At 71.1% G+C, this 21304-nt stretch carries 21 protein-coding genes and 1 pseudogene; 20 read left to right on the plus strand and 2 right to left on the minus strand.

Translation table 11 applies throughout. The annotated features are described in order from the left end of the window. Positions 1–562: pseudogene (locus tag I0C86_RS04050) on the minus strand (hypothetical protein); the annotation flags it as partial. 255 nt (positions 563–817) lie between these two features. Here I0C86_RS04050 and glmS point away from each other — a divergent pair. From glmS to I0C86_RS04085, 7 genes are all read left to right on the plus strand, one after another. Further along, a complete protein-coding gene (glmS, locus tag I0C86_RS04055; protein WP_196199833.1) occupies positions 818–2734 on the plus strand; it encodes a glutamine--fructose-6-phosphate transaminase (isomerizing) in 1917 nt (638 codons plus the stop codon). Positions 2735–2763: 29 nt separating this feature from the next. After that, entirely contained in the window at positions 2764–3132 is a 369-nt protein-coding gene (locus tag I0C86_RS04060) for a holo-ACP synthase (RefSeq protein WP_196199834.1), read from the plus strand. A gap of 36 nt (positions 3133–3168) precedes the next feature. Then, the gene (locus tag I0C86_RS04065) at positions 3169–4638 is read left to right on the plus strand and encodes an NAD(P)H-hydrate dehydratase (RefSeq protein ID WP_196199835.1); all 1470 of its coding nucleotides are present in this window, start codon (positions 3169–3171) and stop codon (positions 4636–4638) included. A gap of 63 nt (positions 4639–4701) precedes the next feature. Beyond that, entirely contained in the window at positions 4702–5823 is a 1122-nt protein-coding gene (gene alr / locus I0C86_RS04070) for an alanine racemase (protein ID WP_196199836.1), read from the plus strand. A gap of 38 nt (positions 5824–5861) precedes the next feature. Continuing rightward, entirely contained in the window at positions 5862–6995 is a 1134-nt protein-coding gene (locus I0C86_RS04075) for an alpha/beta fold hydrolase (protein ID WP_407676265.1), read from the plus strand. Then, a complete protein-coding gene (tsaE, locus tag I0C86_RS04080) occupies positions 6988–7491 on the plus strand; it encodes a tRNA (adenosine(37)-N6)-threonylcarbamoyltransferase complex ATPase subunit type 1 TsaE (protein WP_323373450.1) in 504 nt (167 codons plus the stop codon). The genes I0C86_RS04075 and tsaE overlap by 8 nt, the downstream gene beginning before the upstream one ends. Before the next feature lie 94 nt (positions 7492–7585). Then, positions 7586–8272: a uracil-DNA glycosylase gene (locus I0C86_RS04085; protein WP_196199837.1), complete on the plus strand. Its 687-nt coding sequence runs from the start codon at positions 7586–7588 to the stop codon at positions 8270–8272. Here the strand turns inward: I0C86_RS04085 and I0C86_RS04090 are convergent. Next, a complete protein-coding gene (locus tag I0C86_RS04090) occupies positions 8261–9043 on the minus strand; it encodes a helix-turn-helix domain-containing protein (protein ID WP_196199838.1) in 783 nt (260 codons plus the stop codon). The genes I0C86_RS04085 and I0C86_RS04090 overlap by 12 nt on opposite strands. 253 nt (positions 9044–9296) lie before the next feature. Between I0C86_RS04090 and tsaB the strand changes: the two genes are divergently transcribed. The 13 genes from tsaB to I0C86_RS04155 all read left to right on the plus strand — a co-directional run. Continuing rightward, positions 9297–9998, plus strand: coding sequence for a tRNA (adenosine(37)-N6)-threonylcarbamoyltransferase complex dimerization subunit type 1 TsaB (tsaB, locus tag I0C86_RS04095; protein WP_196199839.1), 702 nt, complete (start codon positions 9297–9299; stop codon positions 9996–9998). 13 nt (positions 9999–10011) lie between these two features. Beyond that, entirely contained in the window at positions 10012–10491 is a 480-nt protein-coding gene (rimI, locus tag I0C86_RS04100; RefSeq protein WP_196199840.1) for a ribosomal protein S18-alanine N-acetyltransferase, read from the plus strand. Then, positions 10484–11530 carry a tRNA (adenosine(37)-N6)-threonylcarbamoyltransferase complex transferase subunit TsaD gene (gene tsaD / locus I0C86_RS04105; RefSeq protein ID WP_196199841.1) on the plus strand — a complete coding sequence of 349 codons (1047 nt, stop codon included), beginning with the start codon at positions 10484–10486 and terminating at the stop codon, positions 11528–11530. The genes rimI and tsaD overlap by 8 nt, the downstream gene beginning before the upstream one ends. Positions 11531–11573: 43 nt before the next feature. Next, positions 11574–11828, plus strand: coding sequence for a hypothetical protein (locus I0C86_RS04110; RefSeq protein WP_192771815.1), 255 nt, complete (start codon positions 11574–11576; stop codon positions 11826–11828). Positions 11829–11885: 57 nt separating this feature from the next. Beyond that, on the plus strand, positions 11886–12524 hold the full coding sequence (locus tag I0C86_RS04115) for a hypothetical protein (protein ID WP_196199842.1): 639 nt from the start codon (positions 11886–11888) through the stop codon (positions 12522–12524). Positions 12525–12773: 249 nt separating this feature from the next. Beyond that, positions 12774–13199 carry a hypothetical protein gene (locus tag I0C86_RS04120; RefSeq protein WP_196199843.1) on the plus strand — a complete coding sequence of 142 codons (426 nt, stop codon included), beginning with the start codon at positions 12774–12776 and terminating at the stop codon, positions 13197–13199. Then, positions 13196–13990: a YbaB/EbfC family nucleoid-associated protein gene (locus tag I0C86_RS04125; protein WP_196199844.1), complete on the plus strand. Its 795-nt coding sequence runs from the start codon at positions 13196–13198 to the stop codon at positions 13988–13990. Before I0C86_RS04120 ends, I0C86_RS04125 begins: the two co-directional genes overlap by 4 nt. A 53-nt stretch (positions 13991–14043) precedes the next feature. After that, positions 14044–14379 (plus strand): hypothetical protein, encoded by a 336-nt coding sequence (locus tag I0C86_RS04130; RefSeq protein WP_196199845.1) that lies wholly within the window; start codon positions 14044–14046, stop codon positions 14377–14379. Continuing rightward, positions 14376–15161: a hypothetical protein gene (locus I0C86_RS04135; RefSeq protein WP_196199846.1), complete on the plus strand. Its 786-nt coding sequence runs from the start codon at positions 14376–14378 to the stop codon at positions 15159–15161. The genes I0C86_RS04130 and I0C86_RS04135 overlap by 4 nt, the downstream gene beginning before the upstream one ends. A gap of 650 nt (positions 15162–15811) precedes the next feature. Further along, a complete protein-coding gene (locus I0C86_RS04140; protein ID WP_196199847.1) occupies positions 15812–17524 on the plus strand; it encodes an ABC transporter transmembrane domain-containing protein in 1713 nt (570 codons plus the stop codon). Further along, a complete protein-coding gene (locus I0C86_RS04145) occupies positions 17521–19299 on the plus strand; it encodes an ABC transporter ATP-binding protein (RefSeq protein WP_196199848.1) in 1779 nt (592 codons plus the stop codon). The genes I0C86_RS04140 and I0C86_RS04145 overlap by 4 nt, the downstream gene beginning before the upstream one ends. 79 nt (positions 19300–19378) lie before the next feature. Next, positions 19379–20023 (plus strand): ArsR/SmtB family transcription factor, encoded by a 645-nt coding sequence (locus I0C86_RS04150; RefSeq protein WP_196199849.1) that lies wholly within the window; start codon positions 19379–19381, stop codon positions 20021–20023. Then, on the plus strand, positions 20016–21304 hold a 1289-nt coding region (locus I0C86_RS04155), incomplete at its 3' end, for an MFS transporter (RefSeq protein ID WP_196199850.1). The genes I0C86_RS04150 and I0C86_RS04155, both read left to right, overlap by 8 nt.

Consider the following 21304-nt stretch of genomic DNA (forward strand, 5'->3'; position numbering starts at 1 on the left):
CGTAACCGGCGTCCTGCTGGTTCGGCGCCCCGCTGGTCGGGTAAGGCGTGGCCGGAGGAGCGGACTGCGGCGGGTACGTCTGGCCGGGACCGTAGGGCTGCTGGGGCGGCTGACCGTAAGCGGGCTGCTGCGGCTGCTGGCCGTATCCGGGCTGCTGTGCGGGCTGGCCGTACCCGGGCTGCTGGCCGTAGCCCGGCTGCTGCGGCTGCTGGCCGTACCCGGGTTGCTGTGCGGGCTGGCCGTACCCGGGCTGCTGCGGTGGCTGCCCCCAGCCGGGGCCCGACGTCGGCTGCTCGTACGGCGTGGGTTGGGGCGGTTGGCCGTAGCTGCCGGGTTGCGCCGGCTGCGCCGGTTGGCCGTACGTCGCCGGTTGTGCCGGCTGCGAGGGTTGTCCGTAGGTGGACGGCTGCGGGGAGAACTTCGCCGTCGGCTGGTCCTCCTCCTCGGGTTCCGACGGGTCGGCGGGCCGGGGCTGCGGCGGGCCGTACTTCGTCGTCGGCGGCTCGTACTCCGAGGTGGGGTCGTTCGGGTCGTACGACGAGGGGGGCGGCGCGTCGGTCATCGGGTCTGGCTCCAGATATGGCGGACAGCAGGGGCGCGGCGGCGGCGGAGGTGGTGCCGGGGGCGGTGGCAGCGAATGCGCCAGTCACGGTACCGCGTCCCCGCTGGTCGCGATGTACCGGTGAAGAGTAGGCACGGCGTTCAACGGGCCGCTCGTCCGGTTGATCCGGTGGAGCACAATACCGAGCAGGCAGAGTGATCAAACGACCAGGTTTCGAGCACGTCGGATGAGCGAACTTAGGTTAGGCTGCGGACCATGTGCGGAATCGTGGGATACGCCGGCGCCAGGCCGGCGCTGGGCATCGTGCTGGACGGGTTGCGGCGGCTGGAGTACCGCGGCTACGACTCGGCCGGCGTGGCAGTCGTCTGCGAGGGCGAGCTGCTGACCGAGAAGAAGGCCGGCAAGCTGGCCAATCTGGAGAAGGTGTTGGCCGAACGGCCAGCGGCGGACCCGGTCTTCGGCGACGGCGCGACCGCGCCCGGCATCGGGGTCGGGACCACGGGGATCGGACACACCCGGTGGGCGACCCACGGCGGGCCGACCGACCGCAACGCCCATCCGCACACGGCGGGGGACGGTCGGGTGGCGGTGATCCACAACGGGATCATCGAGAACTTCGCGAAACTCCGCGCCGAACTGGAGGCCGAGGGCGTCGAGTTCAGCAGCGACACCGACACCGAGTGCGCCGCGCACCTGCTCGCCGGTGAGCTGGCCCGGCTGCGGGCCGCCGGTGAGCCCGACGGGCCGAGGCTGCTCGCGGTTGCCATGCGGCAGGTCTGCCAGCGGCTGGAAGGTGCGTTCACCCTCCTCGCCGTCGACGCCGGGATTCCCGGTGCGGTGGTCGGTGCCCGGCGCAACTCGCCACTGGTGGTCGGTCGCGGGGTCGGGGAGAACTACCTGGCCAGCGACGTCTCCGCGTTCATCGAGCACACCCGGGAAGCGGTCGAACTGGGCCAGGACCAGGTCGTACTCATCACCGCGGACGACATCGAGATCACCGACTTCGCCGGAGCACCGGCGAGCGGCAAGGACTTCCACATCGACTGGGACGCCTCCGCCGCCGAGAAGGGCGGCTACGACTACTTCATGCTGAAGGAGATCGCCGAGCAGCCACAGGCGATCGCTGACACCCTGCTCGGCCGGCTCACCGAGAACGGCGAGATCGCCCTCGACGAGGTCCGGCTGACCGACCAGGACCTGCGCGACGTCGACAAGATCTTCATCGTCGCCTGCGGCACCGCCTACCACGCCGGGATGGTCGCGAAGTACGCCATCGAGCACTGGACCCGCATCCCCTGCGAGGTCGAACTGGCCAGCGAGTTCCGCTACCGCGACCCGGTGCTCGACCGGTCGACGCTGGTGGTGGCGATCTCCCAGTCGGGCGAGACCATGGACACCCTGATGGCGCTGCGGCACGCGAAGGAGCAGAAGGCCCGGGTGCTGGCGATCTGCAACACCAACGGTTCCACCATTCCGCGCGAGTCCGACGCGGTGCTCTACACCCACGGCGGGCCGGAGGTCGCGGTCGCCTCGACCAAGGCGTTCCTCACCCAACTCGTGGCCTGCTACCTGATCGGCCTGCACCTCGCCCAGGTGCGCGGCATCAAGTACGCCGACGAGGTCGCCGCGGTGGTCGCCCAGCTCCAGGAGATGCCGGACAAGCTGCGGGAGCTGCTCGCCGGCATCGAGCCGGTCCGGGAACTGGCCCGCGACATCAAAGCCGCGCCGACCGTGCTCTTCATCGGCCGGCACGTGGGCTTCCCGGTCGCCCTGGAGGGTGCGCTCAAGCTCAAGGAGCTGGCCTACATGCACGCCGAGGGGTTCGCGGCGGGCGAGCTGAAGCACGGGCCGATCGCGCTGATCGACCAGGGCACTCCGGTGGTCTGCGTGGTGCCCTCGCCGGCCGGCCGGGGAATGCTGCACGACAAGATCGTGTCGAACATCCAGGAGATCCGGGCCCGGGGCGCCCGGACCATCGTGATCGCCGAGGAGGGCGACACGGCGGTCACGCCGTACGCCGACCACCTGATCTACGTGCCGCGTACGCCGACCCTGCTGGCGCCGCTGGTGACCACGGTTCCGTTGCAGGTGCTGGCCTGCGAGATCGCCGCCGCCCGGGGACACGACGTCGACCAGCCGCGCAACCTGGCCAAGTCGGTCACCGTGGAGTGAGCGCCGGTGCCCGCCGGTAGGGTGGGGCGGTGATCGTCGCAGTCGGCATCGACGTCGTTCTGGTCGATCGGTTCGCCCGGGCGCTCGCGCGCACGCCGTTGCTGGCCGATCGGCTGTTCACCGAGGCGGAGCGCTGTACGGTGTCGGGCAATCCACGCTCGCCCGAGTCGCTCGCCGCCCGGTTCGCCGCGAAGGAGGCGGTGGCCAAGGCCCTGGGTGCGCCGGCCGGCCTGCACTGGCACGACTGCGAGGTGGTCTCCGATCCCGACGGTCGGCCGTGGTTGACGGTCGCCGGCACGGTCGCCGCCGTCGCCACCGAGCGCGGGGTGCAGCGCTGGCACCTGTCGCTGTCCCACGACGGCGGCATCGCGTCGGCAATGGTGGTGGCGGAGCGATGAGAACGGTGGCGGGACGATGAGGCCGGTGGCGGGACGATGAGGCCGGCGTGGCGGGTCGGCGACGTACGGGCGGCGGAGGACGGGCTGCTGGCCACGCTGCCGCCGGGCACCCTGATGCAGCGGGCGGCCGGTGGACTGGCTGGCCACTGTGCTCGGCTGCTCGCCGACCGGGGCGGCGTCTACGGTGCCCGGGTGCTGCTGCTCGTCGGTGCCGGCAACAACGGCGGCGACACGCTCTACGCCGGTGCCCGGCTGGCCGGACGGGGCGCGGCCGTCGCCGCCCTGCTGTTGGCACCGGACCGGGTGCACGCCGACGGGCTGGCCGCGCTGCGCTCGGCCGGTGGGCGGATCGTGACGGAACTGCCGGACCGGGCCGACGTGGTGCTGGACGGCATCGTCGGGATCGGTGGCTCCGGTGGGCTGCGTGAGCCGGCGGCCAGGGTGGTGGCGGCGCTGTCCGGTCTGCGTACCCGATCCGGCCAGCGGCCGCCGGTGGTCGCGGTGGACGTACCGAGCGGGGTCGAGGTGGACACCGGCGACGTACCCCGGTCGATCGGCGGGCCGAGCACGGTGACGGCCGACCTGACCGTCACCTTCGGCTGCCTGAAGCCGGCCCTGGTGGTCGGGCCGGCCGCGGCCCGCGCCGGGCGGGTCGAACTGGTCGACATCGGACTGGAACCGTGGCTGCGGGCCGATCCGGCGCTGCGGGTCGCCGAGGCGTCGGACGTACGCGGCTGGTGGCCCCGACTCGGGCCCGAGGAGGAGAAGTACAGCCGGGGCGTGGTGGGTCTGGCCACCGGCTCGGCGACGTACCCGGGTGCGGCGGTGTTGTCGGTCGGCGGCGCGGTCGCCGGCCCGACCGGCATGGTCCGGTACGCGGGCGGCGCCAGAGCCGAGGTGCTGCGCAGGTACCCGTCGGTGATCGCCACCGAGCGGGTCGCCGAGGCGGGCCGGGTGCAGGCCTGGGTCTGCGGTTCCGGGCTGGGCACCGGCGAGGACGCCGCCACCGAACTGCGCTGCGTCCTCGCCACGTCGGTGCCGGCGGTGCTGGACGCCGACGCGCTCACCCTGCTGGTCGACGGATCGATGGCCGATCGGCTGCGGGACCGGGACGCGCCGATCGTGGTCACCCCGCACGACCGGGAGTACGCCCGGCTCTGCGGCGAGCCACCCGGTGCCGACCGGGTCGGGGCGGCGCTGCGGCTGGCCGTCTGGATGAACGCGGTCGTCCTGCTCAAGGGGGACCGGACCGTGATCGCCACCCCGGACGGGCGGGCGGTGGCGAACCCGACCGGCACCCCGGCTCTGGCCACCGGCGGTACCGGAGACGTACTGGCCGGGTTGCTCGGTTCCCTGCTCGCCGCCGGCCTGCGCGCCGACCGGGCCGCGATCACCGCCGCGTACCTGCACGGTCTGGCCGGACAGGAGGCGGCCCGGCACGGGCCGGTGACGGCCGCCGACGTGGCCGCCGCGCTGCGCCCGGTGATCGCCGCGCTGCCCCGGTAGCCGCCGGCCCACTCCTTCCCCTCACCCGGAACATCTCGATCTACCGGACAGTAGGCTGGGCGCATGTGGCAGGCCGAGGTACGCGTCGACCTTGACGCGATCCGCGACAACGTGTCCCGGCTGCGGGCCGGGACGACCGCCGAGCTGATGGCGGTGGTGAAGGGCGACGGGTACGGCCACGGCATGCTGCCCGCCGCCCGGGCCGCGCTCGACGCCGGGGCGGACTGGCTGGGCGTGTGCACCCTCGACGAGGCGCTGACGCTGCGCCGGGCGGGCGTCACCGCGCCGGTGCTGGCCTGGCTGCTCGCCCCCGGGCTGCCGCTGCACGACGGTGTGACGGCCGGGGTGGACCTGGCGGCGGCGAGCCTGGGTCAGCTCGCCGAGCTGACCGCCGCCGCCGAGCGGTCCGGCCGGCCGGCCCGGACGCACCTCAAGATCGATACCGGCCTGTCCCGGGGCGGCGCGACCCTCGACGACTGGCCCGAGCTGCTCGAAGCCGCCGCGAAGGCCCAGGCCGACGGGATGGTCGAGGTGGTCGGGGTGTGGAGCCACCTGGTGTACGCGGACGCGCCCGGCCACGCCACCATCGACTGGCAACTGGCCGCCTTCCACGAGGGCCTCGCCCTGGCCGAGCGGGCCGGACTGCGGCCCCGGTACCGGCACCTGGCGAACTCGGCGGCGACGCTGACCCGCCCCGACACGCACTTCGACCTGGTCCGGCCGGGGATCGCGCTCTACGGGCTGTCGCCGGTACAGGGCGAACAGTTCGGGCTGCGACCCGCGATGACCGCCCGGGCCCGGGTGACGCTGACGAAGCGGGTACCGGCCGGCACCGGGGTTTCCTACGGGCACACGTACCACACCGAACGGGAGACGACGCTTGCCGTCGTACCGCTGGGTTATGCCGACGGGGTGCCCCGGCACGCCTCAAACGTCGGCCCGGTCCAGCTCGCCGGCCGGACCCGGACGGTCGCCGGTCGGGTCTGCATGGACCAGATCGTGCTGGACTGCGGCGACGACCCGGTCGCCCCGGGAGACGTGGCGACGCTGTTCGGCAGCGGTGCGGACGGCGAACCGACCGCCGACGACTGGGCCGAGGCGGTCGGCACCATCAACTACGAGATCGTCACCAGGTTCGGCGGGGTCCGGGTGCCCCGGGTGTACGACGGGACGGAGTCCCGGTGACCGGGCGGCCCAGGAAACGGGCATTGCCGGTGCCCCGGATACCCGCACAGCGGCAGCCCGGCCGGCGCCCGGCGACCCGGACGGGGCTGTTCCGGGTGGCCGGCATCCTCGGCGCGGCGGCCGGGGTCGCCGCGGCCGGGATCGCGGCGGGGGTGGCCGCCGAACGGGCGGTGGTACGCCGTTCCAAGGCGGCACGCGGCGACCGGTACGCGACCGAGGAGTTCGGCGCGCTGCCGTACGACGAGTCGTACGAGATCGAGACCCCGGACGGCACCGACATCCACGTGGAGCTGGTCGGGCCGGTGTCCGGGCCGGAGCGGCCGACGCTGGTCTTCGTGCACGGCTTCTGCCTCGACATGGGCACGTTCCACTTCCAGCGCAAGGTGCTCACCGAACAGGGCGAGGACCGGATGGTCTTCTACGACCAGCCCGGACACGGCCGGTCGGGCCGGCTGGAGTCGGGCGAGTACCAGCTCGGGGCTCTCGGCGAGGCACTGCGTTCGGTGATCGACCGGACGGCACCGACCGGACCGTTGGTGCTGATCGGGCACTCCATGGGCGGAATGACGATCATGGCGTTCGCCGAGCGGTATCCCGAACTCTTCGCCGAGCGGGTGGTCGGCACGGTGCTGATGGCCACCTCGGGCGGTCTGGTCGCGGAGACCAAGTTCGGCCTGCCGGCGATCGTCGCCCGGGCCGGCGCCCCGCTGCTGCCCGTGGTCGACAACGCCACCCGACTCACCGGCACGGTGATCGACCGGGCCCGGCGGGCCTCGGCCAACCTGGCCTGGCTGCTCACGAGGCGGTACGGCTTCGGCACCCCCACACCCAGTCCGGCGCTGGTCTCGTACGTGGAGAAGATGAACTCCCGTACCTCCACCGAGACGGTGGCGCGGTACCTGCGGACGATCTACACGCACGCCCGCTATCCGGCCCTGGCCGCACTGCGGAACACGCCCACGCTGGTCATCGTCGGCGAACGCGACATGATCACGCCGGTAACCCACTCCGAGGAGATCATCCGGTGGCTGCCGGACGCCGAGTACGTCAAGATTCCGGACAGCGGGCATGTGGTGATGCTCGAGCACGCCGACGAGGTCAACGAGGCGCTGCGGGACTTTCTCGACCGGCTGCCCGGACGGACGAGGGACGGGAGCGGACCCGGTGAGTGACTCGGTACGCGGTACAGACCTGGTACGCGAGCTGCCGACCGTGGCCGACACCCGGGACTTCGGGCGCCGCCTTGGCGGGCTGCTGCGCCCCGGGGACCTGCTGGTGCTCACCGGACCGCTGGGCGCCGGCAAGACCGCCCTGGTGCAGGGGATCGCCGCCGGCCTGCGGGTGCTGGGCGACATCACCTCGCCGACGTTCGTGATCGCCCGGGTGCACCGCCCCGATCCGGCCCGGGGCGGCCGGACGATCCTGGTGCACGCCGACGCGTACCGGCTGGGGGACGCCGTCGATCCCCGGGCCGAGATCGACGATCTCGATCTGGACGCCTCGGTGGACGACGCGGTCACCGTGGTCGAGTGGGGCGAGGGCATGGTCGAGCACCTGGTCGATGCCCATCTGCGGGTGTGCATCGACCGTCGGGACGACGACACCCGGACGATCGAGCTGGTTCCGGTCGGTGGCGACTGGGCCGACCGGCTCGCCGGACTGCGCTGACCCGGCCGTTCCTCGTATCGTTCCGCCCGCTTCTGCCGTGTCGTACCGGACTTCTAGAGTGCGGGAAACGATCGTGGAATCCGAGAGGTTACCGATGACTTTGGATCTTCCGGCCCTGCTGCCTCCGGCCTGGCAGGCGGCGCTGGAGCCGCACCTCGACCCGGCCGGCACGGCGGCCCTGGGCGAGTTCGTCGCCGGGGAGTACGCGACGCAGACCGTCTTTCCGCCGGTGGAGGACCTGTTCTCGGCCTACCGGCTGTGCGCGCCGGAGGACTGTCGGGTGCTGATCCTCGGTCAGGATCCGTACCACAAGGCGGGGCAGGCACACGGTCTCAGCTTCAGCGTCCGGGACGGCGTCTCCGTTCCGCCCTCGCTGCGCAACGTCTTCAAGGAACTGGCCGAGGACCTGGGCGTGCCGGTGTCGCGCAAGGGCAACCTGACCCGGTGGGCGGCCCAGGGTGTGCTGCTGCTGAACGCGGTGCTGACCGTGCGGCAGGCCACCCCGAACTCGCACGCTAACAAGGGCTGGGAGGCCTTCACCGACGCGACGATCAAGGCGCTGGACGCCCGAGGTGAGCGGGTCGTCTTCCTGCTCTGGGGCGGGTACGCCCGGAAGAAGGCCGCGCTGGTGACGAATCCGGCGCACGTCGTGCTGGAGGCTGGCCACCCGAGCCCGATGAATCCGCGTGGCTTCCTCGGCAGCCGCCCGTTCAGCGCCTGCAACAAGGCGCTCGCCGACGCCGGCCGGCCGACCATCGACTGGGACCTGTCAGCCGGCTGAGTCCGACGGTTCGGCTTCGGCGGCCGGCTCGTGCCCGGGCTCGTGCTCCGGCTGCTCGGCGGTGGTCTTGTTTTCGGCGGCGCGGTGCCGCTCGCGCCAGCGGTGTAGCAGGTCGGCGGTTGCCGGTTCGGTCACCTCGACCAGCGCGAGCGGCAGCACCGGATAACCGCGGTCGCCGAGCCGCACCTCGATCGCCTCCGGCAGTTCGTCGCACATGCTGGCGCGGAGCACGCCGCCCACGGTCCGCCAGCGGTGTTCGCCGGGCTTGCGCGGGTCGGTGGGAAGGTAGCCGAACTCCTCCCATTTCGGGTTCCAGCGCTGGGCGTAGTAGCGGTCGAGCCACGTCGCGAACTGCTCGACGTCGCGCCAGGCGACCGCGATCTCCACGTCCTCCATCGGTACCGGCGCACCCTGCACCAGGGCTGCGGTGGCCCCGGTCAGTACATACGGCAGGTCGCCGAGCCGGTCCAGCGTCCGATCGAGATCGACATCGCTGACGCGCTCCGCGATGGACCGGCGGCCGAGATCGTCGATTCGCGCGTCCAGGTGCGCGTCGAGCGGCTCGACGCCGACGGTGAGCTGGAGGTCGAGCGCGGCGAAGAGCCGCTCCAGCATCGACACGGTGGGCGCCCGGTCGCCCTGTTCGATCCGGGCGATCGTCGACTGGCTCGTGTCGGCTCGTTCGGCGAGCGCGTGCTGGGTCAGGCCGTGCAGTTCCCGTTGCAGACGCAGGGTCGTTCCCAGCAGAGCGGTCAGACGGGACGGAGGCATCCAGGGATGCTGCATGATTCCGAACGAGCGTGATGCCACGGAGTCATAAAAATGACTCCATGGCATATCCCTCGCAAAGCATATGTGCCCGTACCGGAGCGCCGCGCCGGCCCCGTCGCGCCGAGGCGGCAGACCCGGGCGGGCCGGCGGCCAGGTCAGGCCGCCTCCAGCACGGCCGGGGGACGGGTGGGGGCCGGGTCACGCTGACCCGGGTCGTGCCGGGCGTCGGCAGTCGTCCGGTTAGGGTGCCTATGTGCTCGTACTCGTGCTGGACTCGTCCACTCCGGCGGTGACCGCGGCCCTGGCGGAGATCACCCCCGACGCCGTCCTGCCGCGCGCCAAGCGCAGCGTCGTCGACGCGCGGGCCCACGGTGAGCTGCTCGCACCGCAGGTGGCCGAGGTGCTCGCCGAGACCGGTGCGAAACCGACCGACCTGGCCGCCGTCGTCGTCGGGCTCGGACCCGGACCCTTCACCGGGCTGCGGGTCGGCCTGGTCACCGCGGCGAGCATGGGTCAGGTGCTGGGCATTCCGACGTACGGCGTCGGCTCGCTGGACGCCATCGGGTACGCCGCCACCCATCCCCGCTCGGACGCGGCGCCGGAGATCGGCCCGGTGCTGGCGGCCACCGACGCCCGGCGTCGGGAGATCTACTGGGCGGTCTACGACCTGACCGGCGAGCGACTGGTGGGGCCGGCGGTCGACGCCCCTGCCGTCGTCGCCGAACGGGCCCGGGAACTGGCCGTCCGGGTCGCGGTGGGCGAGGGCGCACATCGGTACGCCGACGTCCTCGGGCTGTCGCCACGGGCCGGGCTGGACTACCCCCCGCCGTACGCCCTGGCGGAACTGGCCGCCGACCGGGTCCGGGCCGGCGCCCCCGGCGACCAGCTCACGCCGCTCTACCTGCGCCGGCCCGACGCGGTGGCGGCGGCCGGCCGGAAGCCGGTCCTGCAGTGAGGACACGTATCCGGTGACCAGGCTGAGCCCGTTCCGGTGGTGGCACATCTCGGAGGCGCTGCCGATCGAGGAGGACCTGTTCGGCGCCGAGCGATGGTCGGCCGGGATGTTCTGGAACGAGCTGGCGAACGGGCACTACTACCTGGCGGCGCTGGATTCCAGCGACGCGCTGATCGGGTACGCCGGACTCGCCGTCGCGCCGCCGGACGAGGCCTGGGTGCAGAACGTGGCCGTACGCCGGGATGCCCAGCGCAGCGGCATCGGCCGTACCCTGCTGACCGCGTTGCTGGCCGAGGCGGCCCGGCGCAGGGTGCGGAGCGTCCTGTTGGAGGTGGCGGTGGACAACGCTCCGGCCCAGCGCCTCTACGCCGCGTACGGCTTCGAGCCGATCGGGGTGCGCCGGGGCTACTACCAACCGAGCAACACCGACGCGCTGGTGATGCAGGCCGAACTGGAGCCGGCGAGAGAGAGCGAGCAGACGAAGAATGGCTGACGAACCGCTGATCCTCGGAATCGAGACGTCCTGCGACGAGACCGGCGTGGGGATCGTCCGGGGACACACCCTGCTCGCCGACGCCATCGCGTCCAGTGTGGAGGAACACGCCCGGTTCGGCGGGGTGGTGCCGGAGGTGGCCAGTCGGGCACACCTGGAGGCCATCGTGCCGACCATGCGTCGCGCGCTCGACGACGCGGGGGTGACCCTGGCCGACATCGACGCGATCGCCGTCACCGCCGGCCCCGGGCTGGCCGGCGCGCTGCTGGTCGGAGTGGCCGCCGCCAAGGGGTACGCGCTGGCCGCCGACAAGCCGGTCTACGGGGTGAATCACCTCGCCGCACACGTCGCGGTGGACACCCTGGAACACGGGCCGCTGCCCGAGCCGGCGATCGCGTTGCTGGTCTCCGGCGGGCACTCCTCGCTGCTGCTGGTGGACGACCTGGCCACCGGGGTCACCCCGCTGGGCGCCACCATCGACGACGCCGCCGGCGAGGCGTTCGACAAGGTGGCCCGGCTGCTCGGACTGCCGTTCCCGGGCGGGCCGCCGATCGACCGGGAGGCGCGGGCCGGTGCGGCGGACGCGATCCCGTTCCCGCGCGGCCTGACCGCGCCGAAGGACCTCGCCGCACACCGGTTCGACTTCTCCTTCTCCGGCCTCAAGACCGCGGTGGCACGGTGGGTGGAGGCGAAGCAGCGGGCCGGCGAACCGGTGCCGGTGCCGGACGTGGCCGCCTCGTTCCAGGAGGCGGTCTGTGACGTGTTGACCAGCAAGGCCATCGCGGCCTGCCGGGACCGGGGCATCGAGACGCTGGTCCTCGGCGGCGGGGTGGCGGCGAACTCCCGGCTACGGGCGCTGGCCGAGCAGCGGGCGGCGAAGTACGGCATCGGGGTCCGGGTGCCCCGTCCGAAACTCTGCACCGACAACGGCGCGATGGTCGCCGCACTCGGCTCGCACCTGGTCGCCGCCGGAGTGGCACCGAGTCGGCTGGACCTGCCTGCCGATTCCGCGATGCCGCTCACGATCGTCAGCGTGTAGTGTTCCGGCGGCATCGCGGGCGGCGGGAGGAGTGATGACCGACGTGATCGTACGGATGTGGGAGGTACGCGCCGAGCGGGCCGGCTTCGCCGACCTCATCTCGTGGGTCTGCGACACGGCACTGCCCGACCTGGAGCACAACCCGCTGCACATCTCCAGCGAGGTCTTCTCCTCGACCGACAACCGGCTCGTGGTCATCTCCAAGTGGCGTGGCGATCCGGTCTCGTTGCCCGACCCGCCGGCCCGGATGCTCGCCCGGACACCGCACGTATGGGACTTCACCCAGGTCGACCGCTGACCCTCTGTCGTATTTTCGACCACCCCACGTGTCGGCCCGGTCTGCCATCATGGCCGGGTGCAGAGTGGGATGCGTCGATATTATCTCGCGGTCGGCTTCCAACGAGGACTCGCGCTCCGCTTCGTGATCGTGTACTTGGCTGGCGGTCTGATGGCCGCTGGCTTGGTCTGTAGTGGCTTCGCTCTGGGGAAATTCCTGGTGCGGGTGGTCGCCGATGGCGTCGACCCGCTGTATTGGGGGCCGTTCTCCCTGCCGCTTGTGACGGCCATGATTCTGGGTGTGTTGATGTGCTTCTGGATGCGGGTCGTGCTGAAAAGCGTCTTTCCTGGAGCGTGGATAGAGGGCACCCGATTGACCGTGCAAGACGGCCGACGCAGCGTCATCGACCTGGCTGCTGCCCGGTCGATGTCACTGCATTCGACGATCGAGAGGCTGGCCGTTCCGGCGCCGGTCTGCGGCGCGGGTCCGCCTCCGATGGTCCCGCTACTTCTCGTGTACTCGGAGGATCGTGAAGTGCGGCTACGGCTGGCCAGTCGCGAACGGGTGATGCTGCCACCGGCGCAGTTGTTTTTGTTGGCCAACGCCCTGTCCGCCGCGCGCTGCCCTGGCGCGGCGGAAACGGTCGCCTGGCTGCGTGCCACAGCGGCATCCATGCAAGCCTATAGCGGGAACCCGTATCCTCCGAGCCCACGTTGACTCACTGTCGTAATCTCGACCACCCCACGTGTCGCCCCGGTCTGCCATCATGGCCGGGTGCACACTGAGATGCCTCGATATCACCTGTCCGTGGGGCTCCACGGCACCCGTACGCTCCGGATCGTGTCTGTGGCGCTACTGGGGGGTATGGCGGTAGTGGCGGCTGGATGCGCGGGTGCCCTCCTGGGGATGGTTGGGACTGGACTGGCAGCCTCCGCTGATTATGCGGCTGCCGAGAGGTGGGGCTTCGTGCCAATTGTGCTGGCCGGGGTGCTGGCCGGGGCGGTACTGCTCTATGTGGTCCTGGCGATCATGGTCATCGTGCGCAGGGGCGCGTGGTTGCAGGGAACCAGGCTGACAGTACGGGCCTTGCGGGAGCGGACGGTCGATCTGGCCGCCGCCCGCTCGGTAGCACTGCATCAGTCCAACCAGCGGCTCATCGGTCCGGTGCGTCGTACCGGGGTTATCGGGCCCGCCCAGATGGTGACGGTGCTCGCTGTCACGGCGGGCGATGGTGGGCAGGTGCAGTTGCGGTTGGCCAGCCGGGACGCTATTCAGTTGCCGCCGGAGCAATTGTTTGCTCTCGCCGGCGCGTTGTCATTCGCACGTTGCCCTGGCGCTGCGGAGACGGTGGCCTGGCTGCGTGGCATGGCAACGAGTGCGAGTGTGGGGTGAAGGTATCGGGCGGTGAAATCGACCGTCCGGTTAGCTATCTTTGGGGGGCCATGAACGGCGAGCGGGAGTTGGGCGGGTTGCAGCGGACGGCTGAGTGGACCGCCTGGCGGCTGGACGACTCTGGCGTCCTTGGCGTCGGTACGGACGGCTCCGGCATTGTTACCGTCCGACTGGGCGACGCCGGACAGGTGCGGCAAGTGGAGGTTGGTCGAGGCTGGTGGCGCGATGTCGGTCCAGAAGGGCTGTCGGCGGCAATCCTCGATGCGATGAGCCGGGCCGCTAATGATCGACTGGTGACGTGGTCCGAGCGAGTGGCGGAGCGAGAAGCGAGTCAGCCGCCAGTTGACTGGCTACCCTCCGAACGGCAGCCGGTTGCCGGCGGGTCGCAGCGCTCCGGGATCGGGGATGTCGCCGAGGAGAGCGACCGGGCCGAAGAGTTGATGCGAATGCTCGACATGCTGCGAGCCGCGATGTCGGAACTGGACAGCTACCGTCAGCGCGCGGACGACCAGGCTCGGCAACCGGTGGAGGGACGTGGAGAGGGCGGCCGCGTCACAGTGTCTATGACGGCTGGCCAGGTGACGGGCTTGGAGATCAGCCGGCGATGGCTGCATGAGCAACCGGCCGGCCGGGTCATCGCCGACGAGATCGAGACAGCTTGCCGCGACGCGTACCGGCAGATGGAGTTGCGGAGCGCTGCGACGTTGGCAACGTCACCTGCGGTGACCGAGGTACGGGATCTCGTTGCCAGTCCCACTGCCCTGTTGCGCAGGCTGGGCCTCGGCGGCTGACCGCTTGTCCGTGCTCGAGGGACAGACCGCTGAAATCGACGAAGGGATGTGAGATGCCACCAGAACCGAGCGAGTCGCAGATCCGGATGGCGCGTGAAGCCCTCGAACTGGACATAAAGAAATGGTGTGAGAGCGCGGATGTTATGGCCGCGGCGAAACAGCAAGCGGCCTCGCTCGGCCTGACTGGGTTTCACTTCGGCCATCTCCCGACCCAGGCTGGAATCGAGGGCAGATACGACGAGTTGCAGAATTTCGTCACCAGGATACTGACCGAGGGTGCCAGCGAGATGGAAAGAATGGGGTGGGTGCTACAAACCGTTCTGGATAATTATGGCCGCGCCGACCAGGGTGCTGCTGGACGGGTCGAGCGGACTCGGGGGACGAGGTGACTGCGGTCGGCGCGGGGTGGTGGGAGCGAGAGTCCGAACAACTGCTCAACGATGCCAGCGATGGCATGGAGCGCGTCCAGCAGTTGACCGTGGAGTTGGCTGACGGCCTCACCGACTTGCTTCGTCGGCTGCCGCTCGGGATCGGAGCCGGGGCGATCGAGCGCGTCTGGCAGGAGTTCCTGGAGATTAAGGACCGGATCTTCGACGAGATGCAGCAATACCTGACGTCACCGGGCTATCCGGCGGCACTGTTCCGTATCGGTGAGTACTGGGATATGAAGGTCGGCGCCCCCGTGAGTAGCCTGAGCCAGAAGATTTCCGCGTACGGGATGGAGGTTGACAACGATTGGTCGGGTTCAGCCGCGTCCGCATATAGGGACTCGGCGGAGGCGCAGGCGCGCGCGATCGCGACCATTAAGCCCTTGACGGAGAAGATCCAAAACGTACTTACCGACCTGGGTCACGGCATAATTGCCTTCTGGGTGGCCTTGGTCGCCGCATTCATCTCATTCGTCGTCGGCATGATTGGTGCCGTCGGGCTCCTCGCGGGCGGGGTGACCGCGCCGGGTGCGCCAATAGATGCTCTTGCCACGGCCGGAGCCGTGGTCGGCTTGATCACTGCAGCCGTCTTAGCATTGCGGGAATACGCCGAGCGGATCGACAAGTCGATGATCACGATTCAGCAGGCGCTCAGCGACAACGGCGGCATGGTCGAGCGGGGCGGGACCTTTGGATGGCCATCGATGGATTCCTCGGGTAGTTGGTCGGTGCGGACGGACTAAGGGCTGATTGAGGAAGACCCTCGCCGGAGGCGGTGATCTGGTTTCTCTCTGGTCAAATTTGCCTGGAGCCGGTGGCGATCGTAGCGATTGGCCCATAGCGTTCGGCGGGATGCGCTCATTACCTGTCCCCGCTCTCAATGTGGACACTGCCACGGTGACCGTCAGATGACCGCTGAATTCGTTGCTGTCGGGCGGTCCCAGTAGCCCCGCGCGGGAATAGGACGTCGTACCTCCGCTTTCTGCGACCTCCACTCTTCTCGGCGCCGTTCCCGCAGGGGTGACCGCGACTCGGTCCGCCGATCGCCCGCCGCAGCACCACGTCAGCGACGATCGCGGAGAGCTTTGTCTTGCCGTGCGCGCAGGGTGGGCTGCCGGGGATCCTGCGGCGAACGGCGGGACTCCGGCGCGGACGACTCCGGACGGGACATCGGCGTGTACCTCTCGAAGATCGACGGTGGGAACCGTTGCTCCCGGCGACCTCGGGCTGGGACGGTCGCGGGTGGCGGAGCGATACAGGTACGCGGGCCCCGGAATGGCCAGCACCGACCGAGGACATGACTGTCACGGGAGGTGGTACCCCGGTTACCTCGAGTCATAGACAGAGGAAAACCGATGGCGATCGTGGCGATTGGTCCCATAGCGTCGTCGGGATGCGCCCCTTACCTGTCCCCGATCCCGGTGTGGCGGACCAGCGTTCGGCGACCAGGTTTCTGCTCTGGCTCGCCGCTCGGATCTGGCCGACCCTCGCCGGTGGGATGGTGCTGGGCATCATCACCTTCGTCGGCCAGGCGTTGATGCCGGCGGTGCTCGGCAAGGCGATCGACGCCGGTCTGGTTGCCCGGAACACCGACGCGCTGGTCCGCTGGGGGCTGCTCCTGCTCGTCCTCGGCATCTCCCAGGCGATCGTCGGGATCATCCGGCACCGGTTCGCCAGCTTCAACTGGCTGGCCGGGGCATACCGGGTCGTCCAGCTCACGGCCGACCAGGCCAACCGGCTCGGCGCGACGCTGCCGAAGCGGCTCGCCACCGGTGAGGTGGTCAGCATCGGCACCGCCGACATCAGCCACATCGGCGGGGCGCTCGACATCCTCTCCCGGGGTACCGGCTCGTTGTTCGCCGTCATCACCATCACCGCGATCCTGCTCGCGACCTCGGTGCCGCTCGGGCTGGTGGTGGTGCTCGGCGTACCGGTGCTGATGGCCGTCGTCGCGGTGCTGATCCGGCCGCTGCACCGGCGCCAGGAGACGTACCGGGACCAGCAGGCGGCCCTGACGACCCGGGCCAGCGACATCGTCGCCGGGCTCCGGGTGCTGCGCGGGGTGGGTGGCGAGGCGGTCTTCTCGGCGCGGTACCGGGCGGAGTCGCAGACCCTGCGGCACGGCGGGGTACGGGTGGCCCGGGTCGAGGCACTGCTGGAGGCCACCCAGATCCTGATGCCCGGCATCTTCCTCGTGCTGGTGACCTGGCTCGGTGCCCGGTTCGCGCTGCGCGGCGAGATCACCGTTGGCCAGCTCGTCTCGTTCTACGGCTACACCGTCTTCCTGATCGGCCCGTTGCGGATGCTGACCGAGGTGATCGACCGGCTCACCCGGGGACATGTTTCCGCCCGCCGGGTGGTCGGCATGCTTCACCTGCGACCGGAGATCGAGGATCCGGCCCGCCCCGTCCAGGTCCCCGAGGGGGTCGGCGAGCTGGTCGACGTGGAGTCCGGACTTGCGGTGCGGCCCGGCCGGCTGACCGCGCTGGCCGCCGCCGATCCGGAGGACGCCGCCGCCATCGCCGACCGGCTCGGCCGGTACGTCGACAGCGAGGCGACGCTGCACGGCGTACCACTGCGGAAGCTGGCACTGGAAACGGTCCGGCGCCGGATCATGGTGGCCGACAACGACGCGCGGCTCTTCTCCGGTCCGCTCCGCACCGAACTCGACCCGCACGACCGCGCCGACGACGCGACCATCGACGCGGCGTTGGCGGCGGCCAGCGCCGTCGACATCGTCGAGGCGCTGCCCGGCGGACTGGCCGGTCGGGTCGCCGAGCGGGGGCGGGAGTTCTCCGGCGGTCAGCAGCAGCGGCTCCGGCTGGTCCGGGTGCTGGTGGCGGATCCGGAGATCCTGATCCTGGTCGAGCCGACCAGCGCGGTGGACGCACACACCGAGGCGCGGATCGCGCGGCGGCTCGGTCCGGCCCGGCGTGGTCGGACCACCCTGGTCTGCACCACCAGCCCGCTGGTACTGGACCAGGCCGACCACGTCGTCTTCGTCTCCGACGGCAAGGCGGTCGCCGAGGGCCGGCACCGCGAACTACTCGACTCCGAACCGCGCTACGCCGCCGTCGTGAGCCGGGCCGAGGAGGAGGACGCATGAGTACGGCGTTGCCGGTCGCGGATGCGGTCCAGGTCCGGCAGTACGCGCGGGTGCTGATCCGCCGGCATCCCCGGGCGCTGGCCGGTGCCCTCGGCCTGCACGCGCTGGCCGCGGTCACCGGCTTGGCGGCGCCACGGCTGATCGGTGACCTGGTCGAGGGGATCTCCCAGGGCGTCGGCACGGTCACCGTAGACCGGATCGCGCTCGCGATCGCCGGTTTCGTGCTCGCCCAGGCGGTGCTGATGCGGTTCGCGCACTTCGCCTCGGCCCGGCTCGGGGAGCGGGTACTCGCCGAGCTGCGGGAGGAGTTCATCGAACGGATACTGGCGCTCCCGCTGTCCACGGTGGAAAGAGCCGGTACCGGCGATCTGCTCACCCGGACCACCCGGGACGTCGCGGCACTGTCCCGGACGGTCCGGTTCGCCGTACCGGAGACGCTGATCGCGGTCGTGACGGCGTTCTTCGTCGTCGGTGCCGTGCTGCTGACCGATCCGCTGCTGATCCTGCCCGGCCTGGTCGCCGCGCCGGTGCTCTGGTTGTCCACCCGGTGGTACCTGCGCCGGGCCACCCCCGGTTACCTGGCCGAGAACGCCGCCTACTCGGACATCACCGACGGGATCAGCGAGACCGTCGAAGGCTCCCGCACCACCGAGACGTTGCGGCAGCAGGCGCGGCGGCGGGCGCGTACCGACGGGGACATCGGACGGTCGTACCAGGCCGAGCGGTACACGCTGTTCCTGCGTACCGTCTATTTTCCGATCGCCGAGACCGGCTACGTCCTGCCGGTCGTCGCGACCCTGGTCCTCGGCGGCTGGTTCTACATCGAGGGCTGGGCGACCCTCGGCGAGGTCACCGCGGCCACTCTCTACGTCCAGCAGCTGATGGACCCGATCGACCGGCTGCTGTCCTGGTTGGACGAACTCCAGGTCGGCGGGGCCTCGATGGCCCGGCTGCTCGGCGTGGCCCGGCCCGTCGCCGACGGGGCGGCGTCGGCCGGAGAGCAACCCGTTGGGAAGCAGCCGGGGAAGGAACAGTTGAGGGAGCGGCGGCTGGCCGCCCGCGACCTCCGGTACGCGTACCAGCAGGGGCGGGACGTGTTGCACGGCGTCACGCTGGACCTGGCACCGGGGGAACGGCTGGCCGTCGTCGGCCCGTCCGGGGCCGGCAAGTCCACCCTCGGTCGACTGCTCGCCGGCATCCACCGTCCGCGTACCGGGTCGGTGACCGTCGGCGGGGTGCCGCTTGCGGACCTGCCGCTGGCCGACCTGCGTGCCGAGGTCGCGCTGGTCACCCAGGAACACCACGTCTTCCTCGGTACGCTCCGCGACAATCTCACGATGGCCCGGCCGGACGCCACCGACGAGCGGGTACGCGAAGCGCTCGCCGCCGTCGACGCGCTCGACTGGGCGGAGCAGTTGCCGGCTGGCCTGGACACGATGGTCGGCTCCGGCGGGCACCCGCTTTCCGCCGCCCAGGCCCAGCAGCTCGCCCTGGCCCGGCTGGTGCTCGCCGATCCGCACACGCTGGTGCTGGACGAGGCGACCTCGCTGATCGACCCACGGGCGGCCCGTCACCTGGAGCGGTCGCTGGCGGCGGTGCTGCGCGGCCGTACCGTCGTCGCCATCGCCCACCGGCTGCACTCCGCGCACGATGCGGACCGGGTGGCGGTGATGGAGGACGGCCGGATCACCGAGCTGGGGTCGCACGCCGAACTCGTCGCGGCCGGCGGCTCGTACGCGGCGCTCTGGCGCTCCTGGCACGGCGACCGGGACTGAGCGACCTCTCCACGGGTTGTCGAGCCGAACGTCGTCGCTCCGCTTGCAAAGAAAGCTTTGCAAGGTTAGCTTTGCCAACATGTCTAGGGATGAGGTACGGCTCAGTCCGACGTCGCTGCGCGGTCTCGCCCACCCGCTGCGGGTACGGATGCTCAACGCGCTCCGGGCGGACGGTCCCGCCACGGCCACCCTGCTCGCCCAGCGGCTCGGTCAGTCGACCGGTGCCACCAGCTACCACCTGCGACAACTCGCCCAGTACGGGTTCGTGGTCGAGGAGCCCAAGCGCGGTCCCGGCCGGGAACGGTGGTGGCGGGCCGCCCACAAGAACACGATCCTCGACCGCGAGGTCGGCCGGGACGCGCAGGCCGACGTCGAGACCTACCTGCGGGCCGTCGCCTCGCTGTACGCCGAGCGGGTCGACCGCTGGCTGAACGAACTCGGGAACATCCCCGAGGAGTGGGAGGGCACCTCCACCCTCAGCAGTTGGCAGTTCCAGCTCACTGCCGCCGAGGCGGCCGAACTCTACGACGGGGTGCACCAGGTCCTCGGCCGCTACCGACGCTACGACCCCGACGTTCCGGCACCGGACGGCACCGAGGCGTACGTCGTGCAGGCGCAGCTCATGCCCTTCTTCCAGCAGCGTGGCGGCACCGACCAGCCGGCCGGGGACGACGACGGATCGGCCGGAGACGACGGATCGATTCGGGGTGGCGACGATGAGTAGGGACCGCCGGCCACTGGTCGGGTTGCTGACCGCCGGGACGATCTCGAGGACCGGCAGCGTGATGAGCCTGGTCGCGTTGCCCTGGTTCACCCTCGTACTCACCGGCAGCGCGGCCCGGACCGGGATGGTGGCGTTCGCCGAGATGCTGCCGTTCGTCCTCGCCTGCGCGCTCGGCGGCCCGCTGATCGACCGGTTGGGTGCCCGCCGGGTCAGCATCGTCGCGGACCTGGGCAGTGCGGTGGCGGTCGCCGCCATACCGCTGCTGCACCGGGCCGGCGGCCTCGGGTTCGGTACGCTCGTCGGCCTGGTCGCCGTGACGGGCATGCTGCGGGGATTCAGCGACTCGGCGAAGCGGGTGATGTTCCCGAAGACCGTCGAGGCGGCCGGCACCCCGATGACCCGGGCGACGAGCCTGAACGACGGACTGAGCCGGCTCGCTACGCTCCTCGGCGCGCCCCTGGCCGGGCTGCTGGTCGCCGTGTTCGACGCCCCGACGGTGCTGCTGATCGACGCGGCGACCTTCGCGGTCGGGGCAGTTCTGCTGGCGCTGACACTGTCCGCCCGGCGGTTCGGCGGGCCGGAGCCGACGGCCCACGCCGCCGACGGGGAGCCGGGCTCTTCTGCCGCCGACGGGGAGCCGGCGTCTGCTGCCGCCGACCGGGAGCCGTACCTGACCGCGCTCCGGGCCGGCCTGCGCTTCCTGCGCGGTGAGCCGCTGGTGCACGGCATGATGCTGCTGCTCTTCGTCACCAACCTGGCGGACGCTGCCTACAACTCGGTCCTGCTTCCGGTCTGGGCCAGGGAGGTCGCCGGGTCCTCGGCCGCGCTCGGCTTCCTGACCGGCTCCTTCGCCCTGGGCGCCGTGCTGGGCAACGCGGTCTTCACCGTCGTGGCGCCCCGGGTACCCCGGTTCGCGGTCTTCGCGGTGGGGTTCCTGATCGCCGGGGCACCCAGGTTCGTCGGGCTCGCCCTCCTGGACCCGCTCTGGGCGATCTACCTGGTCTCCTTCACCGCCGGGGTGTCGATCGCCGCGATCAACCCGATCCTCGGCGCGGTCAGCTTCGAACGGATACCCGAACATCTACGGGCCCGGGTGCTCGGGCTCACCCAGGCGGCGGCCTGGGCCGGCATCCCACTCGGTGGCCTGCTCGGCGGGGCGGCCGTGAACGGGATGGGACTACCGGCCGCACTCCTGCTGTTCGGCTCGGCGTACCTGGTGGTGACCCTGCTGCCGTTCGTCCTGCCGGTCTGGCGCGAGTTGGACCGGCAGCCCTCCCCGGC

This window comes from Plantactinospora alkalitolerans, assembly GCF_015690345.1.
GTDB classification, from domain to species: domain Bacteria; phylum Actinomycetota; class Actinomycetes; order Mycobacteriales; family Micromonosporaceae; genus Plantactinospora; species Plantactinospora alkalitolerans.

Coding starts and splice junctions, on each gene's coding strand:
- glmS (WP_196199833.1), top strand. CDS start 818: ATGTGCGGAATCGTGGGATACGCCGGCGCCAGGCCGGCGCTGGGCATC.
- I0C86_RS04065 (WP_196199835.1), top strand. CDS start 3,169: ATGAGGCCGGCGTGGCGGGTCGGCGACGTACGGGCGGCGGAGGACGGG.
- alr (WP_196199836.1), top strand. CDS start 4,702: ATGTGGCAGGCCGAGGTACGCGTCGACCTTGACGCGATCCGCGACAAC.
- I0C86_RS04085 (WP_196199837.1), top strand. CDS start 7,586: ATGACTTTGGATCTTCCGGCCCTGCTGCCTCCGGCCTGGCAGGCGGCG.
- I0C86_RS04090 (WP_196199838.1), bottom strand. CDS start 9,043: ATGCCTCCGTCCCGTCTGACCGCTCTGCTGGGAACGACCCTGCGTCTG.
- tsaD (WP_196199841.1), top strand. CDS start 10,484: ATGGCTGACGAACCGCTGATCCTCGGAATCGAGACGTCCTGCGACGAG.
- I0C86_RS04130 (WP_196199845.1), top strand. CDS start 14,044: ATGCCACCAGAACCGAGCGAGTCGCAGATCCGGATGGCGCGTGAAGCC.
- I0C86_RS04140 (WP_196199847.1), top strand. CDS start 15,812: ATGCGCCCCTTACCTGTCCCCGATCCCGGTGTGGCGGACCAGCGTTCG.
- I0C86_RS04145 (WP_196199848.1), top strand. CDS start 17,521: ATGAGTACGGCGTTGCCGGTCGCGGATGCGGTCCAGGTCCGGCAGTAC.
- I0C86_RS04150 (WP_196199849.1), top strand. CDS start 19,379: ATGTCTAGGGATGAGGTACGGCTCAGTCCGACGTCGCTGCGCGGTCTC.